The organism is Flavobacterium mesophilum, from assembly GCF_039581405.1.
In the GTDB taxonomy this organism is placed as follows: domain Bacteria; phylum Bacteroidota; class Bacteroidia; order Flavobacteriales; family Flavobacteriaceae; genus Flavobacterium.
Map to the genome: position 1 here is coordinate 432,369 of NZ_JBCPXZ010000001.1, position 25,235 is coordinate 457,603.

General features: G+C 32.7%; 26 protein-coding genes. 13 read left to right on the forward strand and 13 right to left on the reverse strand.

The features are described 5' to 3' along the window. Positions 1-62: 62 nt before the first annotated feature. Positions 63-701 carry a hypothetical protein gene (locus AAYQ19_RS01740; protein WP_343533203.1) on the reverse strand — a complete coding sequence of 213 codons (639 nt, stop codon included), beginning with the start codon at positions 699-701 and terminating at the stop codon, positions 63-65. Positions 702-841: 140 nt separating this feature from the next. Here AAYQ19_RS01740 and smpB point away from each other — a divergent pair, with 140 nt between their 5' ends. The 3 genes from smpB (at position 842) to AAYQ19_RS01755 (ending at position 3,109) form a co-directional block, all read left to right on the forward strand. Further along, positions 842-1,297, forward strand: a complete 456-nt coding sequence (smpB, locus tag AAYQ19_RS01745; protein ID WP_026729458.1) for an SsrA-binding protein SmpB — start codon at positions 842-844, stop codon at positions 1,295-1,297. A gap of 80 nt (positions 1,298-1,377) precedes the next feature. Then, on the forward strand, positions 1,378-2,016 hold the full coding sequence (locus AAYQ19_RS01750; RefSeq protein ID WP_343533207.1) for a hypothetical protein: 639 nt from the start codon (positions 1,378-1,380) through the stop codon (positions 2,014-2,016). A gap of 85 nt (positions 2,017-2,101) precedes the next feature. Further along, positions 2,102-3,109, forward strand: a complete 1,008-nt coding sequence (locus AAYQ19_RS01755) for a helix-turn-helix domain-containing protein (RefSeq protein WP_343533209.1) — start codon at positions 2,102-2,104, stop codon at positions 3,107-3,109. Positions 3,110-3,137: 28 nt separating this feature from the next. On the opposite strand, the gene AAYQ19_RS01760 is transcribed toward AAYQ19_RS01755, so the two are convergent. After that, complete coding sequence (locus tag AAYQ19_RS01760) at positions 3,138-3,779, reverse strand: protein-L-isoaspartate(D-aspartate) O-methyltransferase (protein WP_343533212.1); 642 nt, start codon at positions 3,777-3,779, stop codon at positions 3,138-3,140. Positions 3,780-4,360: 581 nt separating this feature from the next. On the opposite strand from AAYQ19_RS01760, the gene AAYQ19_RS01765 reads away from it, so the two are divergent. The 10 genes from AAYQ19_RS01765 (at position 4,361) to AAYQ19_RS01810 (ending at position 13,111) form a co-directional block, all read left to right on the forward strand. Next, positions 4,361-4,885 carry an RDD family protein gene (locus AAYQ19_RS01765; protein WP_343533214.1) on the forward strand — a complete coding sequence of 175 codons (525 nt, stop codon included), beginning with the start codon at positions 4,361-4,363 and terminating at the stop codon, positions 4,883-4,885. 122 nt (positions 4,886-5,007) lie between these two features. Further along, entirely contained in the window at positions 5,008-5,973 is a 966-nt protein-coding gene (locus AAYQ19_RS01770; RefSeq protein ID WP_343533215.1) for a Gfo/Idh/MocA family protein, read from the forward strand. A gap of 94 nt (positions 5,974-6,067) precedes the next feature. Continuing rightward, a complete protein-coding gene (locus AAYQ19_RS01775) occupies positions 6,068-6,961 on the forward strand; it encodes a 3-hydroxyacyl-CoA dehydrogenase family protein (RefSeq protein ID WP_343533217.1) in 894 nt (297 codons plus the stop codon). Between the two features lie 12 nt (positions 6,962-6,973). Continuing rightward, positions 6,974-7,627 carry a YggS family pyridoxal phosphate-dependent enzyme gene (locus AAYQ19_RS01780; RefSeq protein ID WP_343533219.1) on the forward strand — a complete coding sequence of 218 codons (654 nt, stop codon included), beginning with the start codon at positions 6,974-6,976 and terminating at the stop codon, positions 7,625-7,627. Positions 7,628-7,678: 51 nt separating this feature from the next. Beyond that, positions 7,679-9,040, forward strand: coding sequence for an exonuclease domain-containing protein (locus AAYQ19_RS01785; protein ID WP_343533222.1), 1,362 nt, complete (start codon positions 7,679-7,681; stop codon positions 9,038-9,040). A gap of 28 nt (positions 9,041-9,068) precedes the next feature. Then, positions 9,069-9,905 carry an ion transporter gene (locus tag AAYQ19_RS01790; protein ID WP_343533223.1) on the forward strand — a complete coding sequence of 279 codons (837 nt, stop codon included), beginning with the start codon at positions 9,069-9,071 and terminating at the stop codon, positions 9,903-9,905. Positions 9,906-10,058: 153 nt separating this feature from the next. Then, entirely contained in the window at positions 10,059-10,982 is a 924-nt protein-coding gene (gene miaA / locus AAYQ19_RS01795) for a tRNA (adenosine(37)-N6)-dimethylallyltransferase MiaA (protein ID WP_343533225.1), read from the forward strand. Between the two features lie 50 nt (positions 10,983-11,032). Then, entirely contained in the window at positions 11,033-11,725 is a 693-nt protein-coding gene (locus AAYQ19_RS01800) for a hypothetical protein (protein ID WP_343533227.1), read from the forward strand. Positions 11,726-11,727: 2 nt separating this feature from the next. Further along, positions 11,728-12,321, forward strand: coding sequence for an outer membrane beta-barrel protein (locus tag AAYQ19_RS01805; protein WP_343533229.1), 594 nt, complete (start codon positions 11,728-11,730; stop codon positions 12,319-12,321). A gap of 43 nt (positions 12,322-12,364) precedes the next feature. Continuing rightward, positions 12,365-13,111 carry an acyl-[acyl-carrier-protein] thioesterase gene (locus AAYQ19_RS01810; RefSeq protein WP_343533231.1) on the forward strand — a complete coding sequence of 249 codons (747 nt, stop codon included), beginning with the start codon at positions 12,365-12,367 and terminating at the stop codon, positions 13,109-13,111. A 212-nt stretch (positions 13,112-13,323) separates the two neighbouring features. Here AAYQ19_RS01810 and AAYQ19_RS01815 read toward each other — a convergent pair whose 3' ends face one another. The 11 genes from AAYQ19_RS01815 to porD all read right to left on the reverse strand — a co-directional run bounded on the left by AAYQ19_RS01815 (position 13,324) and on the right by porD (position 25,172). After that, positions 13,324-13,857: a tetratricopeptide repeat protein gene (locus AAYQ19_RS01815; RefSeq protein ID WP_343533233.1), complete on the reverse strand. Its 534-nt coding sequence runs from the start codon at positions 13,855-13,857 to the stop codon at positions 13,324-13,326. After that, the gene (prfH, locus tag AAYQ19_RS01820; RefSeq protein WP_343533235.1) at positions 13,841-14,533 is read right to left on the reverse strand and encodes a peptide chain release factor H; all 693 of its coding nucleotides are present in this window, start codon (positions 14,531-14,533) and stop codon (positions 13,841-13,843) included. Before prfH ends, AAYQ19_RS01815 begins: the two co-directional genes overlap by 17 nt. Positions 14,534-14,546: 13 nt before the next feature. Then, complete coding sequence (locus AAYQ19_RS01825) at positions 14,547-15,938, reverse strand: RtcB family protein (RefSeq protein ID WP_343533237.1); 1,392 nt, start codon at positions 15,936-15,938, stop codon at positions 14,547-14,549. A 4-nt stretch (positions 15,939-15,942) separates the two neighbouring features. Further along, positions 15,943-16,689: a hypothetical protein gene (locus AAYQ19_RS01830; protein WP_343533239.1), complete on the reverse strand. Its 747-nt coding sequence runs from the start codon at positions 16,687-16,689 to the stop codon at positions 15,943-15,945. A 501-nt stretch (positions 16,690-17,190) separates the two neighbouring features. Continuing rightward, positions 17,191-17,907 (reverse strand): response regulator transcription factor, encoded by a 717-nt coding sequence (locus AAYQ19_RS01835; protein ID WP_144338577.1) that lies wholly within the window; start codon positions 17,905-17,907, stop codon positions 17,191-17,193. 3 nt (positions 17,908-17,910) lie between these two features. Then, positions 17,911-19,497 (reverse strand): sensor histidine kinase, encoded by a 1,587-nt coding sequence (locus AAYQ19_RS01840; protein ID WP_343533243.1) that lies wholly within the window; start codon positions 19,495-19,497, stop codon positions 17,911-17,913. Positions 19,498-19,556: 59 nt separating this feature from the next. Continuing rightward, complete coding sequence (coaE, locus tag AAYQ19_RS01845; RefSeq protein ID WP_343533245.1) at positions 19,557-20,153, reverse strand: dephospho-CoA kinase; 597 nt, start codon at positions 20,151-20,153, stop codon at positions 19,557-19,559. Between the two features lies 1 nt (position 20,154). Further along, a complete protein-coding gene (locus tag AAYQ19_RS01850; protein WP_343533247.1) occupies positions 20,155-21,153 on the reverse strand; it encodes a glycosyltransferase family 2 protein in 999 nt (332 codons plus the stop codon). A 127-nt stretch (positions 21,154-21,280) separates the two neighbouring features. Then, entirely contained in the window at positions 21,281-22,471 is a 1,191-nt protein-coding gene (fabV, locus tag AAYQ19_RS01855) for an enoyl-ACP reductase FabV (protein WP_343533249.1), read from the reverse strand. A gap of 105 nt (positions 22,472-22,576) precedes the next feature. Further along, the gene (gene recN, locus AAYQ19_RS01860; RefSeq protein WP_343533251.1) at positions 22,577-24,229 is read right to left on the reverse strand and encodes a DNA repair protein RecN; all 1,653 of its coding nucleotides are present in this window, start codon (positions 24,227-24,229) and stop codon (positions 22,577-22,579) included. 58 nt (positions 24,230-24,287) lie between these two features. After that, positions 24,288-25,172 (reverse strand): type IX secretion system protein PorD, encoded by an 885-nt coding sequence (gene porD / locus AAYQ19_RS01865; protein ID WP_343533253.1) that lies wholly within the window; start codon positions 25,170-25,172, stop codon positions 24,288-24,290. Between the last annotated feature and the right edge of the window lie 63 nt (positions 25,173-25,235).

The following is a 25,235-nucleotide window of genomic DNA, read 5'->3' on the forward strand; positions in this document are numbered from 1 at the left end:
AGTACGGTCTTTCTTTTTGTACAAAATTACTAAATTGGAATGTATCTTAATCCAAAATTAAATTAGAAGACAAATTTAAATCCAACTGAAATTGGAGAAGTCAAATTAGGATTACTTCCACCCAACGCAGTATTATAAAATGCATCTACATTTGCGACATGAGCCAATCCAAAGTTTGTAACAGTTGTTTTTTCTCCATTCTCCGGCTTTAAAGTTGTAGAAGTAAAGTTTGCTAAATCATAAGAGAACTCTACTGAGAAATTCTTTGTAACAAAGTAATCAAATCCTCCAGATAAAGCTAAACCAACTTGATTTACTTTTAATTCACTTTGTTTTTCTTTACCTGTAATAATTGGCGCTGCTAATTGCCCAAAGAAATACAATGAACCAGCAACATTCCAGTATTTTCGAGCTAATGGCTGAAAAACAAACAAATCAGTTTTCGCCGCAGTTCCCTTATCAGAATCAGCTTTTATATTTATATATCCTATTCCTGCCCCAACTGCAACAGAAGGCGTAACAAATGTTCCAACAATTGGCAATACAGATAAACTTGTATTCTTGGCGTCAGCAGTTTTTGTTTGTTGATAGCCAAATTGAGAAGTTGCGAACCACGCACCTTTTAAGCCTTGATTAGAATCCTGAGCTTGAGCTGCAAATCCAAAAAATGCAATACTGACTAGTGTAAAAATCTTTTTCATTTTGAGTTTGTTTTTAAATTATGAAACAAACTTAGCTGTAAGTTTTTTCTTCAATACTGATTAAAGTCATAGATTAAAAAAAATCTTTAATTATCTTGTATCGCATTAAAATTTTTCAATTTTGTTTTACATTTGCACTTATGATAAAATCAGTTAACATACTAAACAAAAGAGCCCGATTTGATTATGAGATCATCGATACGTACACTGCCGGAATTGTTTTAGCAGGTACCGAAATCAAATCAATTCGTCTAGGCAAAGCCAATATCACAGAGAGTTTTTGCGAATTCAGTGGCATGGAGCTCTTCGCAATCAATACTTATATTGAAGAATATTCTTTTGGGAATCAATTCAATCATAAATCCAGAAGCGAACGAAAATTACTTCTTAACAAAAAAGAATTAAAAACACTTCATAAAAGCGTTCAAGCAAAAGGACTTACTATTGTGCCATTAAAGTTATTTACAAACGAAAAAGGATTAGCGAAACTTCAAATAGGACTTTGTAAAGGAAAGAAAAATTACGACAAACGTGAATCTTTAAAAGAACAAGATACAAAACGCGATTTGGACAGAATCAAAAAAGCTTATAATTAATTGTTTCTTTAATTTTCTCAAAATGATGCGTTTATAATATTTTATCGTTATTTTTACTACAAACAATATAACCGTAAAATATGAAAAAGTATCTACTTATGTTAACCGCCGTGCTGTCTCTCTCAGGTTGTGGCAGCAATACTTCTATCGTAAATAGCTGGAGAGACCCAGATGTAACCGTTACACAGGAACAATTTAAGAAAGTTTTAGTCGTTGCCTTGGTCAAAGATGAAGCTTCAAGAAGAATTACCGAAAACAGAATTGCATCGACCAATCCAGTATTCAAAACTTCATATCAATATTTAAACGCGACTTCGCAATTAACGCAAGAGCAAAAATTAAAAATATTGCAAGATGAAAATTTTGACGGAGTTGTTACAATGCGCTTAGTCAGCAAAGAAAAAGAAGTCAATTACGTCCCTGGGACTTATACGGGAATGTATTACGGAGGATTTGACGGAATGTATACTGGAATGTATGGCTATGGTTTTGGAAATTGGTACGGAATGTATTCACCAAATTTCTACGATCCTGGATACTATCAAGAAACAACATCCTACATGGTTGAAACCAATATTTTTTCATTAAAACAAAACAAATTAATTTGGACAGGAACAACAGAATCACAGTACGTTACTGATTTAGGACAAACCGTTGATGCCATAATGCAAGCCGTTGTAAAAGAAATGAGAAAAGACGGTTCGCTTCCTCCAAAATAAAATATCAAAAGCAGTATTCAAAAAATACTGCTTTTCTTTTCTTCAAAAAAATGACTAATTTTGTCAAGACTAAAAATTTCATAAAATGAAATCGCTTTTAAAAAATGCGAGAGATCAGAAAGGCCTAAAAACTCGCGAATTAGCACAGCTTGCTGGTATCGATCAGGCTTTAATAAGTAAATTTGAATCTGGAACTAGAAAACCAACCAAAGAACAAGTAACTAAATTATCTCAACTTCTTGAGATTGATTATGAAACTTTAATGGTTGCCTGGCTTAAAGAAAAAATACTTTATGAAATTGGCGATGATGAATTTGCGTTGAAGGCTTTGCTTCTTGCGGAACAAGAAATTCAGAAAAACAAAAAGGACATTGATTTTGCAATAATATCTTCTAATCAAACCATTTTAGATGAAATCGAAGCATTGAAAAATCAACTTCAATCATTTAATCATTTTGAATTACGTCAAATTTCTAAAACATTAGAATTAGAATTTATTTTCAAAAGCATCAGTTCTCTTGAAAATTCCCTCACTTTAGAAGAAGTTAAATCAGTCATTAATGATGGAATTACAATTTCTGGAAAAAGTATGCAGGAGCATCTTGAAGCAATTAATTTTCAAGAAATAGCAGCTTATATAAAAGATTTAAGTCAAAAGAAAACAAGTTTAAGCGAAAAAGAATTTCTTTCAATCCATAATTTAATTTTCAAAGGAATTCCGTTTGAAAATGCAGGAAAATATAAAAATGATCCTCTCGTTTCACGCGAAATGAATTTACTTTTAAATTGGTATGAGACACACAAAAACAATCTCAACCCAATAATTTTAGCATCTGAAATATATTTAAAGATTCTCGATATCAATCCATTCGAAAAAGGAACTCTTCAAGTAGCAAACATAATAATGAACTGGATTTTATTTCAAAACAATTATGTTTATGCTGTAGCTCAAACTGATAAAAATAAATCCGATGAATATTTTTCTGCTTTAGATGGATATATAATCAAAAATGACAAATCGGTGTTTATAAACTATGTGCTTAAAATCGAAAAAGAAAACCTCAAAAACGCAATACAATCGAATGTAAAATAAAAAAGCCCGCATAAAACGGGCTTTTTTATTAATTTTTATCTTCTAACAAAGGAACAAATCGAAACTCTCCAAACTCATGTTTTTCAAATTGAGTTTCGTTCTTTCTGATTAACAAAGTCATAATCTGAACATCTTCCCCTAACGGAATAACAAGCCTTCCCCCTATTTTCAGTTGAGCCATTAAAGGTTGTGGAATAAATGGTGCACCAGCTGTAACTATAATACTGTCAAACGGAGCAAAATTTGGCAATCCTTTGTATCCATCTCCAAAAGTAACGTGCTTCGGGCGAATGTTTAACTTCGGAAAAAGATTTGATGTTGCTTTAAATAATTCATTTTGTCTTTCTACTGTATAAACTTTCGCGCCAAGCATAAATAAAACAGCAGTCTGATAACCAGAACCCGTACCGATTTCTAAAACTTTGTGATCTTTCTTCACTTCAAGCAATTGCGACTGAAATGCCACCGTGTAAGGTTGCGAAATAGTTTGCCCTGCTCCAATTGGAAATGCTTTATCCTGATAAGCGAAATCTTCAAAACTTGAATTCAAAAAAAGGTGTCTCGGGATTTTTTTTATCGCATCCAAAACCGCTCTATCAGTAATTCCTTTTTGTTCTAAAGTAGTTACTAATTGATTACGAAGTCCTTGATGTTTGGCAGTGTCTTTCAAAATGGGTAGGTTTTATTTTGGCAAAAATAAGAAAACAAATTATCAAAAGTCAACTACTTTTTTATGATTTAATTTCTATTTTTGATTAAAACCAAAAACCTAACAACCACAATCATTTTATGAAAAAAATCATTTTACTTTTATCATTAATTTTTTCTCTCTTTGGCATTTTTTTAGCTTTCTTTTTTGTTTTCTTTTACCCAACAAACATATCCCCACTCCTGCACTTTATCATATCCTGCTTCAGTCCCTATCATTATTCAGGATTCGATATTTATATTGTTACAGAAAGAACGAGTGAACATTCATTTAGTAGCACATCACTAACTCTATTAAACTTATTTTTTTATTTAACCTTTCTCGCTGGAAGCATTATTTATTATTTTTCAAAATATAAGGAAACTAAGCTGTTGCTCTTTAATTATAGTTTAATTTTTCTAAGTTCAATCATCAATGTAACAACCTTCCTTAGATTTATCACTATTAAAATTAGCATTCTTGAGATCAGTTATATAATAACAACAACTATAATACACATTTTCATATCATTTTATTTTATAACAAAATACCTAAACACTAACATGCCTGATAATGACGATCTACAAAATTCATCAAACTCCAAACGTTTTTTAAATTTACTGATAGACACCATTATCATAATCTCTGTAGTTTTTGGTTTAATTACTTACGCACAAATAAATTCACAAATAAATTCATTTTTAAATTACTTGAGACTAGCTTTTGGAGAAAAATTTGGACCTATAGCTTTCTTTTATTCAATTAAATTCATCTACTATCTGCTATTTGAATCCATATTCAAAAGCACACCAGGAAAATTCTTAACGGCTTGCTATGTAACAGATGAAGAAGGAAATCCACCAACTTTTTCGATGATCTTAAAACGAACATTATTCCGATTTATCCCTTTCGAGAGTTTATCTTTTCTAATCGGTAAAAATCTACATGATGATTACTCAGACACTTATGTCATAAATAAAAAAACAGATTCTAAAACAGAAAAAAAATACTTACAAACATTATCTATTTGCTTTCTTATTATGTTAGTTATCTATTTTTTTAATTTATCAACAAGACATCATTTTTAATAATTAAAAGCATGAAAATGTCTTTCGGAAGATTATCAGATGCGAATTGAATCAATAAATCTTTCTGGCATTCATTTTCACTTTCAACAAATAAATTATATTTTTGTTTAAAATACATTCTCATGTTAAAAGTAGGAGTTTTAGGTGCTGGTCATCTTGGTAAAATACATTTACGCTTATTACAACAATCTGACAAATACGAATTAGTTGGATTTTACGACGAAAATCAAGAAAATGCCGAAAGAATCTCAAAAGAGTTTGGCTATAAAAACTTCAGCACAATTGCAAAACTCATTCACGCTGTCGACGTGATTGACATTGTTACTCCAACACTTTCACATTATAAATGTGCAAAAGTTGCAATCAAATCTGGAAAACATATTTTTATTGAAAAGCCAATTGCCAATACTGTAGAAGAAGCTGAAGAAATTATTGCTTTAGCCAAAGAACACAATGTAAAAGGGCAAGTTGGTCACGTAGAGCGCTTTAATCCAGCGTTCATTGCTACAAAAAACATGATCGAAAATCCGATGTTTATAGAAACGCATCGTTTGGCCGAATTTAATCCGCGTGGTACAGACGTTCCTGTGGTTTTAGATTTAATGATTCATGATATTGATGCGATTTTAAGTGTTGTTAAATCGAAAGTAAAAGATATTCACGCTAGTGGTGTATCTGTGATTAGTGATACTCCTGATATTGCTAATGCTAGAATCGAATTTGAAAATGGTTGCGTAGCCAATTTAACCGCTAGCAGAATCTCATTAAAAAACATGCGTAAATCACGTTTCTTTCAAAAAGACGCGTACATCTCGGTTGACTTTTTAGAAAAGAAATGCGAAGTCGTCCGTATGAAAGATGCGCCAGAAGTTCCTGGAGATTTTGATATGATTCTTCAGAATGCCGAGGGCGTGAAAAAACAAATCTATTTCACTAATCCAGATGTAGAGCAGAATAATGCTATTTTGGACGAACTAGAGTCTTTTGCAAATGCAATCAATACTGACACCACGCCAGTTGTAACATTGGAGCAAGCTACAGATGCATTGCGTGTAGCGTATCAAATTATTGACTGCTTCAATAAATAATTAAAAGAGAATTTTAAAAATAATTAGCCACGAAATTCGCGATAAAATTGTGAATTCGTGGCTAAATCGTAAAATATAATATACTAAAAGTAATATGAAAACAATAGCTGTAATTGGAGCAGGAACAATGGGTAACGGAATTGCGCATACTTTTGCACAAAGCGGATTTACTGTAAAATTAATCGATGTTTCTGAAAAATCATTAGACAAAGGAATGGCAACTATTGCTGCCAATCTAGAGCGTATGCTTTCTAAAGGCACAATTACGCAAGAAGATGTTGCGAAGACAATTACAAATATTATTACGTACACAGATATAAAAGACGGCGTTGTTGGTGTTGATTTAGTAGTTGAAGCTGCAACTGAAAATGTAGAGTTGAAACTAAACATCTTCAAACAATTAAACGAATATTGCTCTCACAATACCATTTTAGCAACTAACACTTCTTCTATTTCAATTACACAAATCGGAGCTGTTGTAGCACATCCTGAGCGTGTTATCGGAATGCACTTTATGAATCCGGTGCCGATTATGAAATTAGTTGAAATCATTCGTGGATATAATACAAGCGATGAAGTAACTAAAATCATCATGAGTTTATCTGAAAAATTAGGTAAAGTTCCTGTTGAAGTAAACGATTATCCTGGATTTGTGGCAAACCGAATTTTAATGCCAATGTTAAACGAAGCAATTGAAACGTTATATAACAAAGTTGCTGGAGTTTACGAAATTGACACCGTAATGAAATTAGGAATGGGACATCCAATGGGACCACTTCAATTAGCTGATTTTATTGGTCTTGACGTTTGTCTTGCAATCTTAAATGTAATGTACGACGGATTCAAAAATCCAAAATATGCTCCTTGCCCACTTTTAGTAAATATGGTTAGAGCTGGAAAACTGGGAGTTAAATCTGGAGAAGGTTTTTACGATTATAGCGAAAGCAAAAAAGCAGAGAAAATTTCGAAACAGTTTATTCTTTCATAAAAAAGAAACATCATGTCGATTCAATCGAATTTAAAAACAATTAAAGCAACTTTACCTGAACACGTAACTCTCGTTGCCGTTTCAAAAACAAAACCCGTTTCAGATTTGATGCAGGCTTATGAAGCAGGTCAACGTATTTTTGGAGAAAACAAAATTCAGGAAATGACTGAAAAATGGGAACAAATGCCAAAGGACATTCAATGGCATATGATTGGTCATGTTCAGTCCAATAAAGTCAAATTTATGGCGCCGTATGTGACTTTGATTCATGGTGTTGATAGTTTGAAATTATTACAGGAAATCAATAAACAAGCTTTAAAAAACAACAGAATTTTAGATTGTCTTCTCCAAGTTTATATTGCAGAAGAAGAATCTAAGTTTGGTTTGGACGAAAATGAACTAAACGAACTTTTAACTTCTATTGAGTTTAAGGAATTGAAAAATATTCGTATCTTGGGTTTAATGGGAATGGCCACTTTCACCGAAGACCAAAACCAAATAAAGAAAGAATTCACACATTTAAAATCTATTTTTGATTCTATCCAAAAACTGCAGATTGTTGATTTGAAAATAATTTCAATGGGAATGTCTGGAGATTATCAATTAGCCATAGAATGCGGAAGCACAATGGTAAGAATTGGAAGCAGCATTTTTGGCGGAAGATAAATTACCAAAGATTTTAATTGATTACTAAAAACTGAACACTGATTACTGAATTTGTACGCGATATTAGACATAGAAACCACTGGAGGACAATTTAATGAAGAGGGAATTACTGAAATCGCCATCTACAAATTTGACGGGCATGAAGTAGTTGATCAATTCATAAGCCTTGTTAATCCTGAAATTCCGATTCAGCCGTTTGTAGTAAAACTGACTGGAATCAATAACGCTATGTTGCAATCTGCTCCAAAGTTCTATGAAGTTGCCAAACGCATCATCGAAATCACTTCAGACTGCGTTATAGTTGCTCACAATGCCTCTTTTGACTACAGAATCCTACGTACAGAATTCCGTCGTTTAGGCTATGACTTTGAAGCCAAAACACTTTGTACAGTAGAGTTAGCAAAAAAATTAATTCCAGAACAACCTTCATATAGTTTAGGAAAATTGGTGCGTGCACTCGGAATCCCAATGGCAGACAGACATCGCGCCAGCGGAGACGCCATGGCAACGACCAAGTTGTTCAAAATGCTTCTAGAAAAAGACGTAGAAAAAACAATCGTAAAAGATTTTATAAAACTAGAAATCGAAAAAGGAATTGCACCAAAATTCCTCGACCTTTTAAGTCAAATGCCAGCCAAAACTGGTGTTTATTATATTTATAATGAAGGTGGCACTTTGATTTACATCGGCAAAAGCCAAAATATCAAAAAGAGAGTCAATCAACATTTTACAGGAGTTACAACCAAAAGTAAAAAAATTCAAGCCGAAGTTTTCACCATCACTTATGACGAAACCGGAAGCGAGTTAATCGCCCTTCTAAAAGAAAGTGAAGAAATAAAAGTAAACAGACCAAGATATAACCGCGCACAACGAAAAACAATTTTTCAATATGCGCTTTATGCTGAAAAAGATGCAAACGGATATCTTAATTTAAGATTGGAAAAAGCTGATGGCAGAAAAAAGGAAATAACTTCTTATTCTAGTTTGCAGGAAGGAAAAAATGCACTTTTTAGACATACAGCCAAATATCATTTGTGCCAAAAATTAACTGGTTTATATATCACTAAAAAAGAGTGCTTTCAATATAAAATCAAAGAATGTGATGGCGCTTGCATTGGTGAAGTGACACCTGAAGTTTACAATTTAAGAGTACAGGAATTCATTTCAGACAATAGTTTTGAAAACAAAAGCATGATTCTGATTGACCGCGGTAGAAATGTAAACGAAAGAAGCGCCATTTTGATTGAAAACGGAATCTACAAAGGATACGCTTATTATGATTTGAATTACCAAATCACAAATATCGATATTCTAAAAAATATCCTGATTCCGATGCAACACAATCGTGATGTGAAAAATATTATCCAAAGTTACCTTCGCAAAAGCAAATCAATAAAAATCCTGCATTTTTAATACGATAAAGTTTACGTATCTTCGTGATATGACAAAAAAATCAAAATACGAGCTCTTCCGAGAAAAAATCAAAATCATTCTCTACGGAACAAACACCATTTTGGGACGAATGTTTGATTTGGTTCTTCTGGGTCTCATATTGCTTAGCGTACTCTTAGTGATGCTCGATACTGTAGAAGGAATCAATCAAAAATACCATCACCAACTTCTTGTATGCGAATGGATTATCACCATATTCTTTACCATAGAATATGTTTTGAGAATAATTGCAATCCAAAAACCCGTAAAATATATTTTTAGTTTCTACGGAATAATAGATTTGATGGCTATTTTGCCAATGTATTTGTCGATCTTTTTTCCAGCAACAAATGTCTTGACAATTGTGCGTGTACTGCGTTTTTTCAGATTATTCAAAATCCTGCATATTCCGCAAATTTCGCATCAATCGTATCAGCTCAAAGAAGCATTGCAGGCCAGTAAAGAAAAAATTCTAGTTTTCATTTATTTTGTCGTCATCAGCGCAGTAATCATAGGTGCATTAATGTATGTTGTAGAAGGCAAAGAAAGTGGTTTTACCAGTATTCCAGTCAGCATTTATTGGTCGATTGTAACACTTACCACAGTCGGCTACGGAGACATTTCACCAATAACTCCTCTTGGACAATTCCTCGCATCACTCGTTATGATTATGGGTTACGGAATCATAGCAGTCCCTACCGGAATCGTAACGGCTGAATTTGCCAAAGCAAGTCTCAGAAGTTCTTCGGTAAGCAACAAAAGAACATGTTCGCAATGCAAAGCACAACTGCACTTTGATAATGCAAAATATTGCTATCAATGCGGAAAAACATTACCCAATAATTAATTTATGAAGCTAATCCAGCTGTACATTGCAACTCCTCCTTATCTTTGTTGTTTTTTAAAGTCATAAAAGGAGCTTCCGCTGGTCGCTCTTTTATTCCAAAAAAAACAAACAAATATAAGTCCGGGGTTTTCATTTCCATCTGGGCTAAAAAATATGAAGTACTTAATTACCATTGTCGGACCAACAGCTATCGGAAAAACAGCCCTAAGCATTGCTTTGGCACAACATTTTAAATGCGAGATTATTTCTTGCGACAGTCGTCAATTTTTTAAAGAAATGACAATCGGAACTGCCGTTCCAAGTCAGGAAGAATTAAATGCTGCACAACATCATTTCATTCAAAACAAATCCATTTTTGAAAACTATACTGTTGGCGATTACGAAAAAGAAGCACTTTCAAAACTAGAAGATCTATATAAAACCAATGATTTTGCCATTTTAATTGGCGGATCAGGTTTATATGTTGACGCTGTTTTAAAAGGCTTTGATGAATTTCCAGAAATAGCTCCAGAAGTTCGAACTGAAGTAAATTCAAATTACGAAAAACTCGGAATCGAATATCTTCAGGAACAATTAAAAAATCTAGATCCAGATTATTACCAAAAAATAGCAATCGAAAATCCTCAGACTTTGCAAAACCCACAACGAATGATGCGTTTTGTAGAAGTTTGCATTGGATCGCAAAAACCATATTCTTCATTTTTGAATCTGAAGAAAAACAATCGAAACTTCACTCCTATTTTAATCGGTCTAGATGCCGATAGAGAAGTCATATACAACAGAATCAACCTGCGCGTAGACATCATGATGGATATGGGATTGCTAAAAGAAGCAGAAACACTTTATCCTAACAAAGAATTAAATGCCTTGCAAACTGTGGGTTATAGAGAATTATTCAGTTATTTTGACGGAGAATTCACTTTGCCATTTGCTATTGAAGAAATCAAAAAAAATACTCGTAGATTTTCAAAAAGACAACTCACCTGGTTCAGAAGAAATGAAAATACAAAATGGTTTGATTACAACACAGACAGACAAAAAATATTTGATTACATAAATTTAAAGTTGAAAATATAATTTTCTTACAAAATTTTAAATATATTTAGATTCACTTTAAATATATTTAAATGACAAAATTACTACTTTTCTTTTTTACTATTTTAATTTGCTATTCTTGTGAAATTCAATACGATGGAGGAACAAGACTCGTAGTTGAAGGGCAACTGGTTAGTCGAAATGGCAATCCAATTCCTAACAAAAGAATTGAAATAACCAATTATTCTGACGGAACTTATACTCCAAGTGATTTAATAAGTTTCACCAAAACCGATTCCGAAGGGAAATTCCGCATGATTTTTCCTGCGCCTAAAGGTGATGATATTACAATAACTACAGAACTAAATGGTTATAATTTTGATGATGAGTATTCTACTCTTAACAACACTACTGGATTTCAAAATAAAAGAATAGATGCTTTAAGGAAAAATTTCACCAATTATAAATTAGACCTCAATAAAGTAACTTTATTCAAGAATGAGGAAATTACAGAGCTTCAGATCATCCTAAACAAAACATCAACAAATAAACAAATTACGGCACTTCATGTTGACGGAATTGCGGCAGAGGATTATATTGATTTAAATTATAAAAACGAAAATCAACAAAATCTTCAAACTCAGTTTAGCGTCATTAAAAATCAAAATATAACTTTAAGTTATACAATCGCTGATTACTCAGATCCTACAAAAGTGGTTACAACTAACCATGAAGCCAATATTGCAATTAATTCCGATAAAGTAATCCATGCTATAACTTATTAATTATGAAGATCAAAATTCTTTTCTTTTTACTCTTTCTTCAATTTTCATTTGGACAAGAAACCGAAAATAAAAGTTTAGTAAAATTTAATCATGACATTCGGGTAAATCTTATTATTCCTTCGACTTTTGGCGATAATTTTTTAGCGAAGGCCAGTAACGATCACGTAGGAATTGGGGCAAATTTTAGTTTTTTAAGGATTCAAAATTTTAAACTAGGAGTTGGCTATGATTTTATGCCTTATTCTACAACTGATGTATCCTTGGCTGGAAATATTAAATTCTCCGAATATCATACCTATTATGGAGATATTTCATATGAAATTAAGATACTAGACAAACTCAATTTCGAGCCTTATTTTGGTTATGGAGGCACTGATCTCAAATTTAAATCTGAGGATAGAAGTTTTGGTAAACAAACGGGAGACAACCTTAGATTTGGATTAAACGTTGATTATCAACTAGCCAAAAGATTTTCTGTCTTTACAGGGTTTTGCTATTTAAAATCAAATTTGAATATCAATACCGCACCTGAATATGTGTCATTTTTTGACAATGCAGAGATGTTTCAATTTAATTTTGGAATAAAAATTCATTAATTTTGTATTTGTTTAAAATACAATACTAAAAGAATACCATCTCATGCCAATTTCACCAAATTTCACGTCAGTTTTAAGCAAAGACTGGGAAATTAATTTTACGCAATGTACGCCAAATGGCTACTTGAAATATACCGATTTATGCAATCTTTTACAGCTTACCGCCGCTGCTCATTCAGAAGTTGGCGGCATAAGCTTTACTGATATGCAGGAATTTGACCAAGCGTGGGTTTTAAGTCGTATGCGTGTAGAAATAACTGCATTACCAAAATGGCAAGATGTTGTAACCGTAAAAACTTGGATTAATAGTCTTGAAAATTCACGTTCAGTTCGTGCGCTTGAAATGTATGTAAACGGAAAAAAGATTGTCGGAAGCGAAACGTATTGGGCCGTTTTCAACACCAAGGCACGCCGTCCAGAACCTTTAGCACTGCCTTTTGAACATTTCGAACTTTTCCCAGAAAATAAAGCAACAATTGAAGGTTTCTCACGAATAAATATCAATCCAGAAAAAGAATCAGTTTTTGAAAAAACAGTTTATTTATCCGATTTGGATATTGTAAATCATGCTAATAATGTAAAATATTTAGAATGGTGCCTAGATCATGTTGATGCAAAAAGAATCCTAAAACAAGAAGTGAAAAGCTTTGAAATGAATTTCTTAAAAGAACTTTCGCTAAACGATCAAGTAGTGATTCACGAAAATGACAATGAAGACCATTCAGCAACAACATTTAGTATTACAAAAGGTGATAAAAATTGTTTTGCTTTGGAACTACATTGGAAATAATTTATATATAGTCCCTATGGGACATTTATATTTCCTGACATATTTCTACCGACATACAATCTCTACGAGATAATTTTCATGATTAAAAGCTAAATATTGGTAGAAAAAAAAATAGACAACCCTATAAAATTGTCCCGTAGGAATGCATATATTCAGATACAAAAAACGATGTTAATTCAAAATGAATAACATCGTTTTTATTTTAATCAAAATCACTTCGATTTCTTTTTAGAATCTTTTTTATCCTTTTTAGGCTTCTTCTTTTTTAACAAAGCAACTTTATCTTTGATTCGTTTTTCAACATCGTTAATTCCAGAATCATAATCATGCTGAATCGAATATAATTTTGCTTGCTTAATTTCTTTCAAAGCTTCTTTAAATTTATGCTGAACTTCTAAAAGAATAGCTTTCTTGGTGTAAATATCAGATTTATTAATTCCTTTTATAGTCAAAGCAAAGTCAATTAATTTTTGAGCTTCCTCATAATCTTCATTAACAATCAAAGTCTGCAAATAGTGCGGATAAACTTCAAGAGCGTGAATATTAATGGATAAAGCTTCCTGAAAATAAGATTTGGCTTCTTCGTAATTCATTAATTGTTCCGCCTGAATTCTTCCATACAAGCATAAAACCATTGTATTTTTTGAATCATAAGAAAAAGCATAATCTAAAGATTCTATAGTTCCTTCAAGCCAAAAAGGATAATTGTCTAATGCTTGAAAAAGGTATTTATCTATTGTTTTCATTTCGTAAATCGTTCTTTAATTTCTGACGAGTTCCTTTATAACTTTTCTCAACTTTATTCTTTTTAAAATCACTTCCTGTAAAAACTCTGATGGGATTTCCACGCTGTACATTCAGCTGATTTTCCCATTGTTTTCCTACGTGACTTTTAAGCTGAAGCAATTTCTCGTCTTCTAGTTTTTTAATTAATCTTTCTGTTGCCAGTTTTTTATTCTGATGTTGCGAACGGCTGTCCATTGCCACAACTGCAATTCCTGTAGGAATATGAGTCGCCCGAATCGCAGAACTCACTTTGTTAACGTGCTGTCCTCCTGCTCCAGAACTTCGCATGGCTTGATATTGAATATCATTTTCTGAAAACAAACTGCTTTTTTGTTGTTCGATTTCAAAAATTCCGATAAACCAATTTTTTCGTTTATGCATTTTCCGATACTGACTTTGGCCAATCCATTGAATTGTTCCAATCCAAGAATTCACAAACTGATCTGCATTTTTTCCTTTTACAGCAATCGATGCCGTTTCTACAGTTCCGTTTTCAATTCCTGCTTCTCTTTGCAATAAAACGATTTCCAATCTTTGTTCCTGTGCTTCTTCCAGCACTTTTTTAAGCACTTGGGCAACAACCCAAGTGCATTCTGCAGGTCCGCGACCCGCTGTTATCTGAATTATTCTTTCCATTATAAATTTCTTTTTAACGGTCCATTCTAACAATCTTAGGCGTAAAAGTCCCAAGAACTTCAACTAGCTCCGTTTGGTTTGCCATTACTTTTTCAATGTCTTTATAAGCCATTGGAGCTTCATCAATATTTCCACCAATCAAAGTCACACCGTGTTTTTTCAACTCTTTGTTGATCTGACTTTGGGTAAAACTGCTTTTACATTTTGCCCTCGAAAACAAACGTCCTGCACCATGAGAAGCTGAGTTCAAACTCTCTGTATTTCCTTTTCCTTTCACAATAAAACCGGGCGCGGTCATCGAACCCGGAATAATTCCAAGCTGACCTTCGCCTGCTGGTGTTGCTCCCTTTCTATGTACAATACATTCCTGACCGTTTACCATTTCTTTCCAAGCAAAATTGTGATGGTTTTCAATTGTTACCACGATTCTTTTTCCGATTGCTTTGGCAATTCTTCTGTGAATATCATCATGACACGCTTTTGCATATTCTCCAGCCAAATTCATTGCCAACCAATATTCTTGGCCATCATGTGTATTCAAATCTAACCAGGCTAAATGCTGTACGTTTTTTGGCAACGGACATTGTTTTGTTGCCAAATAGGTGTAATGTTTTGCAATGTTAGCCCCTAATCCGCGTGAACCGCTGTGCGACAAAACAGCAAAATATTCTCCCTTTTCTAGTTTCCATTCGTTCTCAGGATTATCAATTTTTGCGATTCCAAATTCTACAAAATGATTTCCTCCGCCTGAACTTCCTAATTGCTTGTAAGCTTTTGGTAAAAGATTCTTTAACAATGGAATATCTTGAAATTCGCTTTTATGAAAAACCTCGTGATCCACTCTTGAAGATTGCACCTCATTCATTCCAAACTTGGTATTATCTCTTAAAATCGCTTCTAATTGATGTTCCCTTCCTTTAAAATGGGAAGCTGGCAAATCAAAAATCGAAAGACTCATTCTACAACCAATATCAACTCCTACTCCATACGGAATAACCCCATTATCAGTTGCTAAAACTCCGCCAATTGGCAGTCCGTAACCCGAATGAGCATCAGGCATTAAAGCTCCCGCCACTGAAATTGGCAATTTTAGCGAATCGTACAATTGAAATTTTGCGTGCTGATCGATTTCATTTTCACCAAAAATTGAAAAAGGCGCTCTCGTTGATTTAAGCTGATGCATTCTCACTTGAACTGGTTTGATCAAACCTTCCGCTACTTTTCCCCACGTTCCGTTTCCTTCGTATTTTTCAGGATTTAGCAATACGTCTTTTGCTTCTGTTAGAATAGATTCCTTTTTTTCTCTTTTTCTATATCTATTTATTTGCCCTAAGGCAATGTTTATTGAATTGTTCTTTGGAAAACCCAATTTAATCAGGTCCTTTCCAGATAATTTATTTCCCATGATTTTATATCATTTCATCTACATATTGCTGATACAACAGATGTAGACTTTTATTTTTTATTGGGCTCACCTCTCTTGGGTTTTCATTTTGAAAATAACCCCAATTATAAGGCCGCCCCTTTACTAATCTGTTTATTTTTCCACTAAGATTATAGTTTGAAGTATAATTTAAAATAAGCTGAATTTCGCTTTCTAAATCAGAATCTAACATTCGTTTGTGCGTAATCATGTAAGGTTTTACCTGAAGTACAAAGCGCCAAGGCTCGTTAAACACATAATGAATTCTATATCTCTCAAAAACTTTACTCCAACGTTCTTGCTTGCTAAAATGTACTTTTTCTCTTTCTGATAATTCTAATTTCGGACTGTTCCATTCACTTTCAGTAAATTCTTTCAGCATTTGAATTTGCACAGAAGAAGCATTTTTTCTCTTTTTACTTTTCCTTTTTTTAAAGGTTTTATCCGAAGAAAATTGCCAAGTATTTATCTTTTCCAACAGCGTTTTGTAAAACTCTGCTTCACTTGATCTTACAACATCGTCCCTTAATTTAAAATGACGCTGCCATCCTTTTTGATAAGGTTCATCAAGCAGGATCCAAGGCAAATTATTACGCTGCTTCCAAAGTTTTTTTTCAAGCTTATTCAGTTGAATTAATTGTTTTTGAAAATCTTCTTTTACTAATCTTTTCTTTCTTTTTTTACTTTTTAAACGAGTATATAAAACATACTCATCTACCGTATAATTTTCCATAAAAAAAATTATCGTGCATTAAATTAACAGCCAAGAAGGCTTAACCTTTTATCCTGAAGGATAAATTCTAAAAATCGATTTTCGGGAAAATTTTGAAGTGTCTAGAATAAAAAAAGCCCGAAACTTATTGTCTTCGGGCTTTTTTATATATCTAAAAAGTATTTCTAAGATTGAAATAAGCCACGAAGAATTGCTTCACCAAATCCATTTGGTGTAAAGCTTTGAGATGTCAATGTAAATACAAACATTTTTTCTTCGTTTTAAAGGGTTATTAATTTTTTCGTGTGCAAATATTCATAATTGTTTTTTGATTTTCCAAATTATTTTAAAGAAAATTCTTCAGAATAAAATTTATTGAGCTTTTATAAATCCCAAAAAACAATACTAAGATTTTAAAAATCAAATAATTAACTTCAAACAAGAACACCCCAGAATATTTCAGTTTATTGCATAAAAAAAAGCCCTGATTTCTCAGAGCTTTATATTATTTAGATGAATTTATTATTCAGTCACTTTGCTTTTTACAACTAATCTGAATCCTTCTCCGTGAATGTTTAAGATTTCAACATCCTCATCAGCTTTTAGATATTTTCTAAGTTTAGCGATGTAAACATCCATACTTCTTGAAGTAAAATAGTTGTCATCTCTCCAAATTTTTGTCAAAGCTAATTCTCTCGGCATTAAGTCATTTTCGTGAAGAATCAACATTTTAAGCAATTCATTTTCTTTTGGAGACAATTTGATCGGCTCTTCATCTTGGAAAGTCAAGAATCTAAGTTTTGAATTTAAATGGAATTTACCAATATTGAATTCAAATTGTACTTGTTCTGCTTTATTATCCGCAGATTTTCTCTGGATAATAGCTTTTATTTTCATTAATAAAACCTCTGAATCAAAAGGTTTATTCAAATAATCGTCTGCACCAGCTTTGTATCCTTTCAACACATCCTCTTTCATTGATTTTGCTGTCAAGAAAATAATTGGCACTTCGCTGTTTTTTTCTCTAATTTCTTTGGCTAAAGTATAACCATCTTTATAAGGCATCATGACATCAAGAATGCATAGATCATATACATCTTTCTTGAATTTTTCGAAACCTTCCATACCGTTTTTAGCTAAAGTAACTTCAAAGTCATTTAACATTAGATAATCTTTAAGAACTGCCCCAAAATTTAGGTCATCTTCTACTAAAAGTATTCTTTTGTTACTATTTTCCATATTTTAATTTATTAATGGTATTTTTATTATAAAGGTGCTACCTTTTCCTTTTTCGCTTTCAACATATACTTGACCGTTGTGGTCTTCAACAATTCTTTTTACATATGCCAATCCCAAACCGTGGCCTTTAACATTGTGCAGATCTCCTGTATGCTCTCTGTAAAACTTTTCAAATACTCGTTTTTGAGCTATCTTACTCATTCCCAAACCATGATCTTTTACTTTTATCAGAATCATATCTTTTACATTTTCAGTAAAGATTTCGATCTCTGGAGTATCTGGAGAATATTTAATAGCATTTTCTAAAATATTAACCAATACGTTTGTAAAGTGCACTTCATTTATCAAACAAGTTGTTCTTGCTGCATTGTAATGTTTTACAACTGTACCTTGTCTATCTTCTAAAATCAGATTTACGTGTTCAATAGCATCGTCGATAATATCGGTAACTATTGTCGGTTCTTTCGTAATATCTAACTCTCTTTTTTCCAATTTAGAAATTCGAAGAACATTTTCAACCTGGGCATGCATTCTTTTATTTTCATCCCTAATCATTTGAAGATATCGATATACTTTTTCTTTATCTTCAATAACTTTCGGGCTTCTAATAGCATCAAGTGCTAAATTTATTGTCGCAATTGGAGTCTTAAACTCGTGCGTCATATTATTTATAAAATCTGTTTTGATTTCAGATATATGTTTTTGACGCAACAATTGATTTAATGCACTTGTATATGCGATAATGATAATAAGCGTAAAAACAATAGACAATATTGTAATGCTCAATAATTCTGAAAGCAGAAATCTCTTTTTATATGGAAATGTCAAAAACAATTCATATTTACTATTCCCTTCATTATCAGTATAAATAGGCACATGATAACTTAAATCCTTATCATAATGAAAACCATCAGATTTTACTTTTGTAGGCAAACCGCTGCTAAGAACACCAAACTCAAATTTGGTCTTAACACCATATTCTTCTAATTCCTTTTTTAAGAGTTTATAAAGTTTGTCTTTTGTAATTCTGCCTTCAATAGGAGTCAGTGAAGCGATATCTTTGTACTGAATTTGTTGCTGCACTTTATTTAAGATATCTAAACTGCCCGATTTTTCAATTTTTAAATCAGGAATGATAGTCTGTCCTAAAGAATTATTATCAATACCATTATTGTTGTTGTAAACTTCAGTTACACGTTTAGAACTGAAGTTCTTAAATCTTTCGCTACTGAATTTTTTATTGAAAAGCGAACCGCTTATATCATAATCTTCAGAAGTCAGCGTATTTGAATATACAATCGTTTTATTTGTTTTTGTATTTCTCTGAACGTATAAAACCTCCAGTAAATCTTCTTTTTTAGGAATTTTACCCGTACTGTCTTTTATGCGGTTATATTTGTCATAAAAGCTGTATTCTTCTTGCTGTTCAAGTTTATCAGCTACATTTCCAATTACTTGAGTAACGTGGTATTTGAATTGTTCGTCATTGTTTTTGAACGAAGAATTGAACCAAAATACCTGAACCAGAATTATCCCTATTAAGGACAAACTCATAAGCAAAACAAGTATTCTAAAAAATAATTTATTCATCGAAACAAAATTAATATTTTAACAATATACTAAATAATACATTAACCAAATATTAACATTTAAGACTGATTTTGTTTTATATTTAAAATTTTAAGAATTTTAACAACTTCTTCTCTAGCAATTTTAAGATTTACGTTATTAATAACAAAATTACTCTTGGAAATGCGATCTTCATCTTTCCATTGCATTTGCATTCTGCTTAAAACTTGTTCTCGTGTGGTATTATCTCGTTTTAAGACTCTTTCAATTCTTACTTCTTCGGGGGCGGTAACCGTAATTATAAAATCACAATCCTTATATCGGCCACTTTCAAATAATATTGCAGCCTCATAAATTACATATTCTTCATTTTTATACCGCAAAAGCCATGCCTCAAAATCCTTTTTTACTGCAGGATGAACTATAGCATTAAGCTGTGCGAGCTTTTCTGAATTATTAAATACAACATCTGCAAGTTTTGCTCTGTTTAAAACATTGTTTTCAAAAAGAGATGCTCCAAATGTCGCTTTAACTTTTTCGATGACATCTTCAGACTGCATTACTGCCCTTGCACCATCATCGGCAATATAAACAGGAACTCCCATTTCATTGAAATAGTTAGCAATAGTTGTTTTGCCACTTCCTATTCCGCCTGTCAAGCCAATAACTTTTGTCATTTTATAATTTAAAAAACATTTTCGGAAAGGCTTCTTGTGGCTTCTTTTTCAAGAGAATGACTTTTACAAATGATTCCAAAAATCCTGTCCCGTAGCCATAAAATTGTTTCCAAACTGCTATTACAGAAAGATATCCAATTTTGATGCTTTTATTCTGAATGCTTGCTGTAAGAAAAATAATAACGAAATATACGAAATATAATTGTAATAAAATATCAATATTGAAAATTAACAATAAAAAAGCTAATAATAATCCGAATAAGAAGAATGTCGGAAAGAAAAAAGTCAATTTATTATGCTCTGGGTACCAGCTATTTAATATTGGCCTAGCGATTCCGAATTTATGAACCTGAATAGAAAACTTCTCCCAATCAATTCGGCGTTTGTGATATACGTATGCTTCTGAAAACAATCTGGTTTCAAAACCTAAATTCCATAAACGAATTGACAAATCAGGATCTTCTCCTGGATGAATATTGCCAAAACCTTTTGATACCAGAAATGCTTTTTTTGAAATTCCCATATTGAAGCTTCTTGGCTGAAATTTGCTGATTTTTTCAGAACCGCCACGAATACCGCCAGTTGTCAAAAATGATGTCATGGCAAAATTAATCGCTTTCTGAATGCTCGAAAAGCTGTCCAAAGCCTTATCTGGACCCCCAAAACAATCTACATATTTTTCGTTTAATGCTTTTCTAACCTCCGTCAAATAATTTGGCGGAATAATACAATCGGAATCAAAAATGATGAAATAGTCGCCTCTAGCTTTCTGCATTCCAAAATTTCTTGAATCTCCCGGCCCTGAATTTTCTTTAAAATAATAGGAAATATTCAGTTTTCCTTCATACGTCATCACTACATCCTTGCACGGAATCGAAGAGCCGTCTTCAACAAGCACAATTTCAAAAGGTTCATTATAATCAGATTTTGCAAGACTTTCTAAAAGTTCATCAACTTCATCTGGACGATTATACACGGGTATAATTAAAGAAAAAATCATAACAGGATATGCGGTATTAGAATGGCAATTTTTTTATAATTCAAAATTTTAACAAAGATAGACTATATTCATAAAAAAACCATCAACTTTTGGTTGATGGTTTTTCATTTTATATTTTTCAATATTCTTATTTGATACTTTCAATATCAACCATTTCGTTTGCCTCAGCTTGATAATCAACTCCAGCAAATTCAAATCCGAATAAGTTTAAGAAATCATTTCTGTATCCAGCTAAATCTCCAATTTCTGGCAAGCTTTCAGTTGTCGCTTCTAGCCAAAGTTTAGCCACTTTATCTTGAACATCATCTCTCATTTCCCAATCATCAATTCTGATTCTTCCTTTTTCATCAACAGGAACTTCAGAACCATTGTATAATCTGTCTTGGAATAAACGTTGAATTTGCTCGATACAACCTTCGTGGATTCCTTCTTCTTTCATGATTTTGTAAAGAAGAGAAATATACAACGGAATTACTGGAATTGCAGAACTTGCTTGAGTTACCAATGCTTTGTTTACCGAAACATAAGCTTTTCCACCAATAGACTGCAAACTATCAGAAATAGTAAACGCTGTAGCTTCTAAGTGATCTTTTGCACGGCCAATTGTACCTTTACGGTAAACTGCTTCCGTCAATCCAGGCCCGATATATGAATAAGCAACTGTAACAGCGCCTTCAGCTAATAAATTTTCAGCTTTTAAAGCGTCAATCCACATTGCCCAGTCTTCACCGCCCATAACAGCGACTGTGTTCTCAATATCTTCTTCATTTGCTGGTGCGATTGAAACCTCAGAAACTTTTCCTGTATGGAAATCAACTGTTTTATTGGTAAAAGTTTGCCCGATTGGTTTCAAAACCGAACGATGCGTTACGCCTGTATTAGGATTTGTGCGCACTGGAGAAGCCAAGCTGTAAATTACAAGATCTACTTGACCTAAATCGGCTTTGATCAAATCAAGAGTTTCTCTTTTAATTTCATTTGAAAACGCATCTCCGTTGATGCTTTTTGCATATAGACCCGCTTTATGAGCTTCTGTTTCAAAAGCAGCAGAATTATACCATCCTGGAGAAGCTGTTTTTCCTTCAACTGGTGGTTTTTCAAAAAACACTCCAATTGTTGATGCATCAGATCCAAAAGCACTTGTAATTCTTGAAGCCAATCCAAAACCTGTTGAAGCTCCAATAACCAATACTTTTTTAGCACCAGCAATTGCTCCTTTTGATTTTACATATTCTATTTGATTTTTAACATTTTGCTCGGCTCCCCTTGGGTGGGCTGTCAAGCAAATAAAGCCTCTCATTCTAGGTTCTATAATCATATTTTCTTGTTTATTCGTTAATATAGCAATCCTCAATTCAGACGATTAATTAACTTATTTAGCTTTGTTTAATTCGTTTTTAGATGACAAATATAAAGTATTTCTTTAGTTCAACAAGGCTTTAGCATGATTTAAAGCCGAATCAGAGACCACGGCTCCAGATAACATTTGAGCGATTTCGATAACTCTTTCGTCCTGAGACAAAAGCTTTAATTCTGATTGCGTATCGTCATCAATTGTTGATTTGAAAACTTTAAAGTGCGAATCTCCTTTTGCCGCAATCTGCGGTAAATGTGTAATAGCAAAAATTTGCATTGCTGTACTCATTTCTTTCATGATTTCGCCCATTCTTATGGCAATTTCACCAGAAACACCGGTGTCGATTTCATCAAAAATCAAAGTTGGAAGTTTTGAATATTGCGCCAAAATAGCTTTTACAGCCAACATAATACGAGACATTTCTCCACCTGACGCTACTTTTTTAAGCAACCCAAAGTCGGTTCCTTTATTTGCCGAAAACAAAAATTGCAATTCGTCTTTTCCATTTGAAAAATAGGTTTCAGATGGTAAAAGTTCGATATTGAAACGCACATTTGGCATTCCCAAAGTTTCTAAAATCGTTATTAGTTTATTAGATAAAACAGGAATTGCATTCAAACGATTTTGATGAATAGATGCAGAAAATGCATCCAATTCAATTATTTTCTGATCAATAACTTTGTTCAATGAAGCGATTTCTTCTTCAATATTTCCTAATTCTAAAACTGTATTACTCAATTCAGCTTCAATTTGGATCAATTCGTCAACTGTAGAAACCTGGTGTTTCTTTTGAAGATTATAAATCAGTTGTAATTTTTGGCTGATCATTTCCAATTGTGCAGGATCATTCAGCAGTTTTTCTGAACAATTTTGAAGTTCTTTCGAAACATCATCAAATTCAATTGTCAAACTAACAATTCTTTCAGACAAAGCTTGATATTCTGCAGAAAAAGGAGCAATTTTTTGAAGCGCCGTTTTCACTTCATTTAAACTATGCAAAACCCCAAATTGCTCTTCATTGGCAATTGTCAAAGATTTATCTAACGATTCTTTTATCGTTTCAATATTATTCAGTTTTTCAAAATCAGACTCAAGCTCTTCTTGTTCTCCCGATTTTAATTTTGCCGAAACCAATTCATTCAATAAAAATGTATTGTATTCTTGTTCTTTTCCTGAATCGCTCTGTTTTTTCAGCAAAGCATTAAGTTTCGACTTATCTGATTTATATGTCTTTAATAACTTTTGATAGCCTAAAATAACTTCTCCATTATTTGCAATAGCATCAATTATCTTAAACTGAACGCTTTCATCAGACAATTCCTGAGTTTGTTGCTGCGAATGAATATCAATCAAAAACAAACTTAAATCCTGCAATTCCTGCAGATTTACTGGACTGTCGTTTATAAAAGCACGTGATTTTCCTGAAGGCAAAATTTCTCTTCGGATAATGGTTTCATCCTCATAATCCAAATCATTTGCTTCAAAAAACTCTTTTAAGTTATATTTTCCAATTTCAAACTGCGCTTCGATCACGCATTTTTCTTCTTTATTTTTTAGAGAAGTCAAATCGGCTCTTTTCCCTAAAACTAATCCTAAAGCGCCTAAAATAATCGATTTACCAGCTCCAGTTTCACCTGTAATTATTGAAAATCCTTTTGAAAAATCAATAGAAAGTTTTTCAATCAAAGCATAATTTTTAATCGACAGCGAAGTAATCATAAAATAAATTTGAGGATATTAGTTAATGGCGAACGTAAAAATAAGACTAAAAAATCAACTAGAACTTAATTTGCGCCCATTTTGTACTATTCAATGGCGAAACTTTATTCAGCACATCAGTTAAGTCTGAAACAGAAACACTTGGACCGCCAGAAAAAATCGAAGTTATCTCATCTGATTTTGCATCAAAAAAGACTCGCGTTAAAAAAGCATTAGGCTTGACCGTATTAAATTTCCCTATCAACAGCAATGCCGCTTTAATTCTTTCCTTAGAACCTTTCAAATCGTCACTCATTTTATCCAGACCTGTATGATACATATAAGTTACTTGGCGAAGATCACTATACATTGGCGAAATCATATCTGTAATCAAATAGTAACGATTTTGAATACCGTCTGCCTGGCTCCATCCTTTTGAACCGCCTTGCTGTGCAACATTTGCAATATTCTGCGCCATTTGAAGATATTGATTTCCAGCCCCTACTTGAAACGTATCGGCATCCATTCCTAAAATCATATAACAATAAAACGAAATAACAGAAACTAGATTTGATTCAAAAGTGGTTGGATTAAACAGCAAAGGTTCATACTCTGTGTACTTGAAATTAAAATCTTTATCATTATAATTTAAGACAGGAGAAGAATATGTTGAATTGAATATCAATCGTGATGATTGCACTTGAATTGTTCCTGAAAACTGGTCAGAACTGTTTGAAGACAATGTAATGTACATTGAGCAGTTAATTCGTTCATTGTGCTTTAAAACTGACCCAGTCCAATCTGTTTTATTTACAAATTCAGACAATGAAGCCTGAAGCGTTTTAAAAACTTGCTGATTGGGATTTGGCAATCTTTCTGTATTAATAGTAACAATACAGTTTAATTGTTGCGCCTGAGTAAAGCCAAAAAATAAAAACATTAAAAATGTAACTGCTTTATTCATAAAGAAAAGATTTGTGTTGATGTAAAATTGATGTTGATACTCTATTTTAAACTTTAAAAAAGT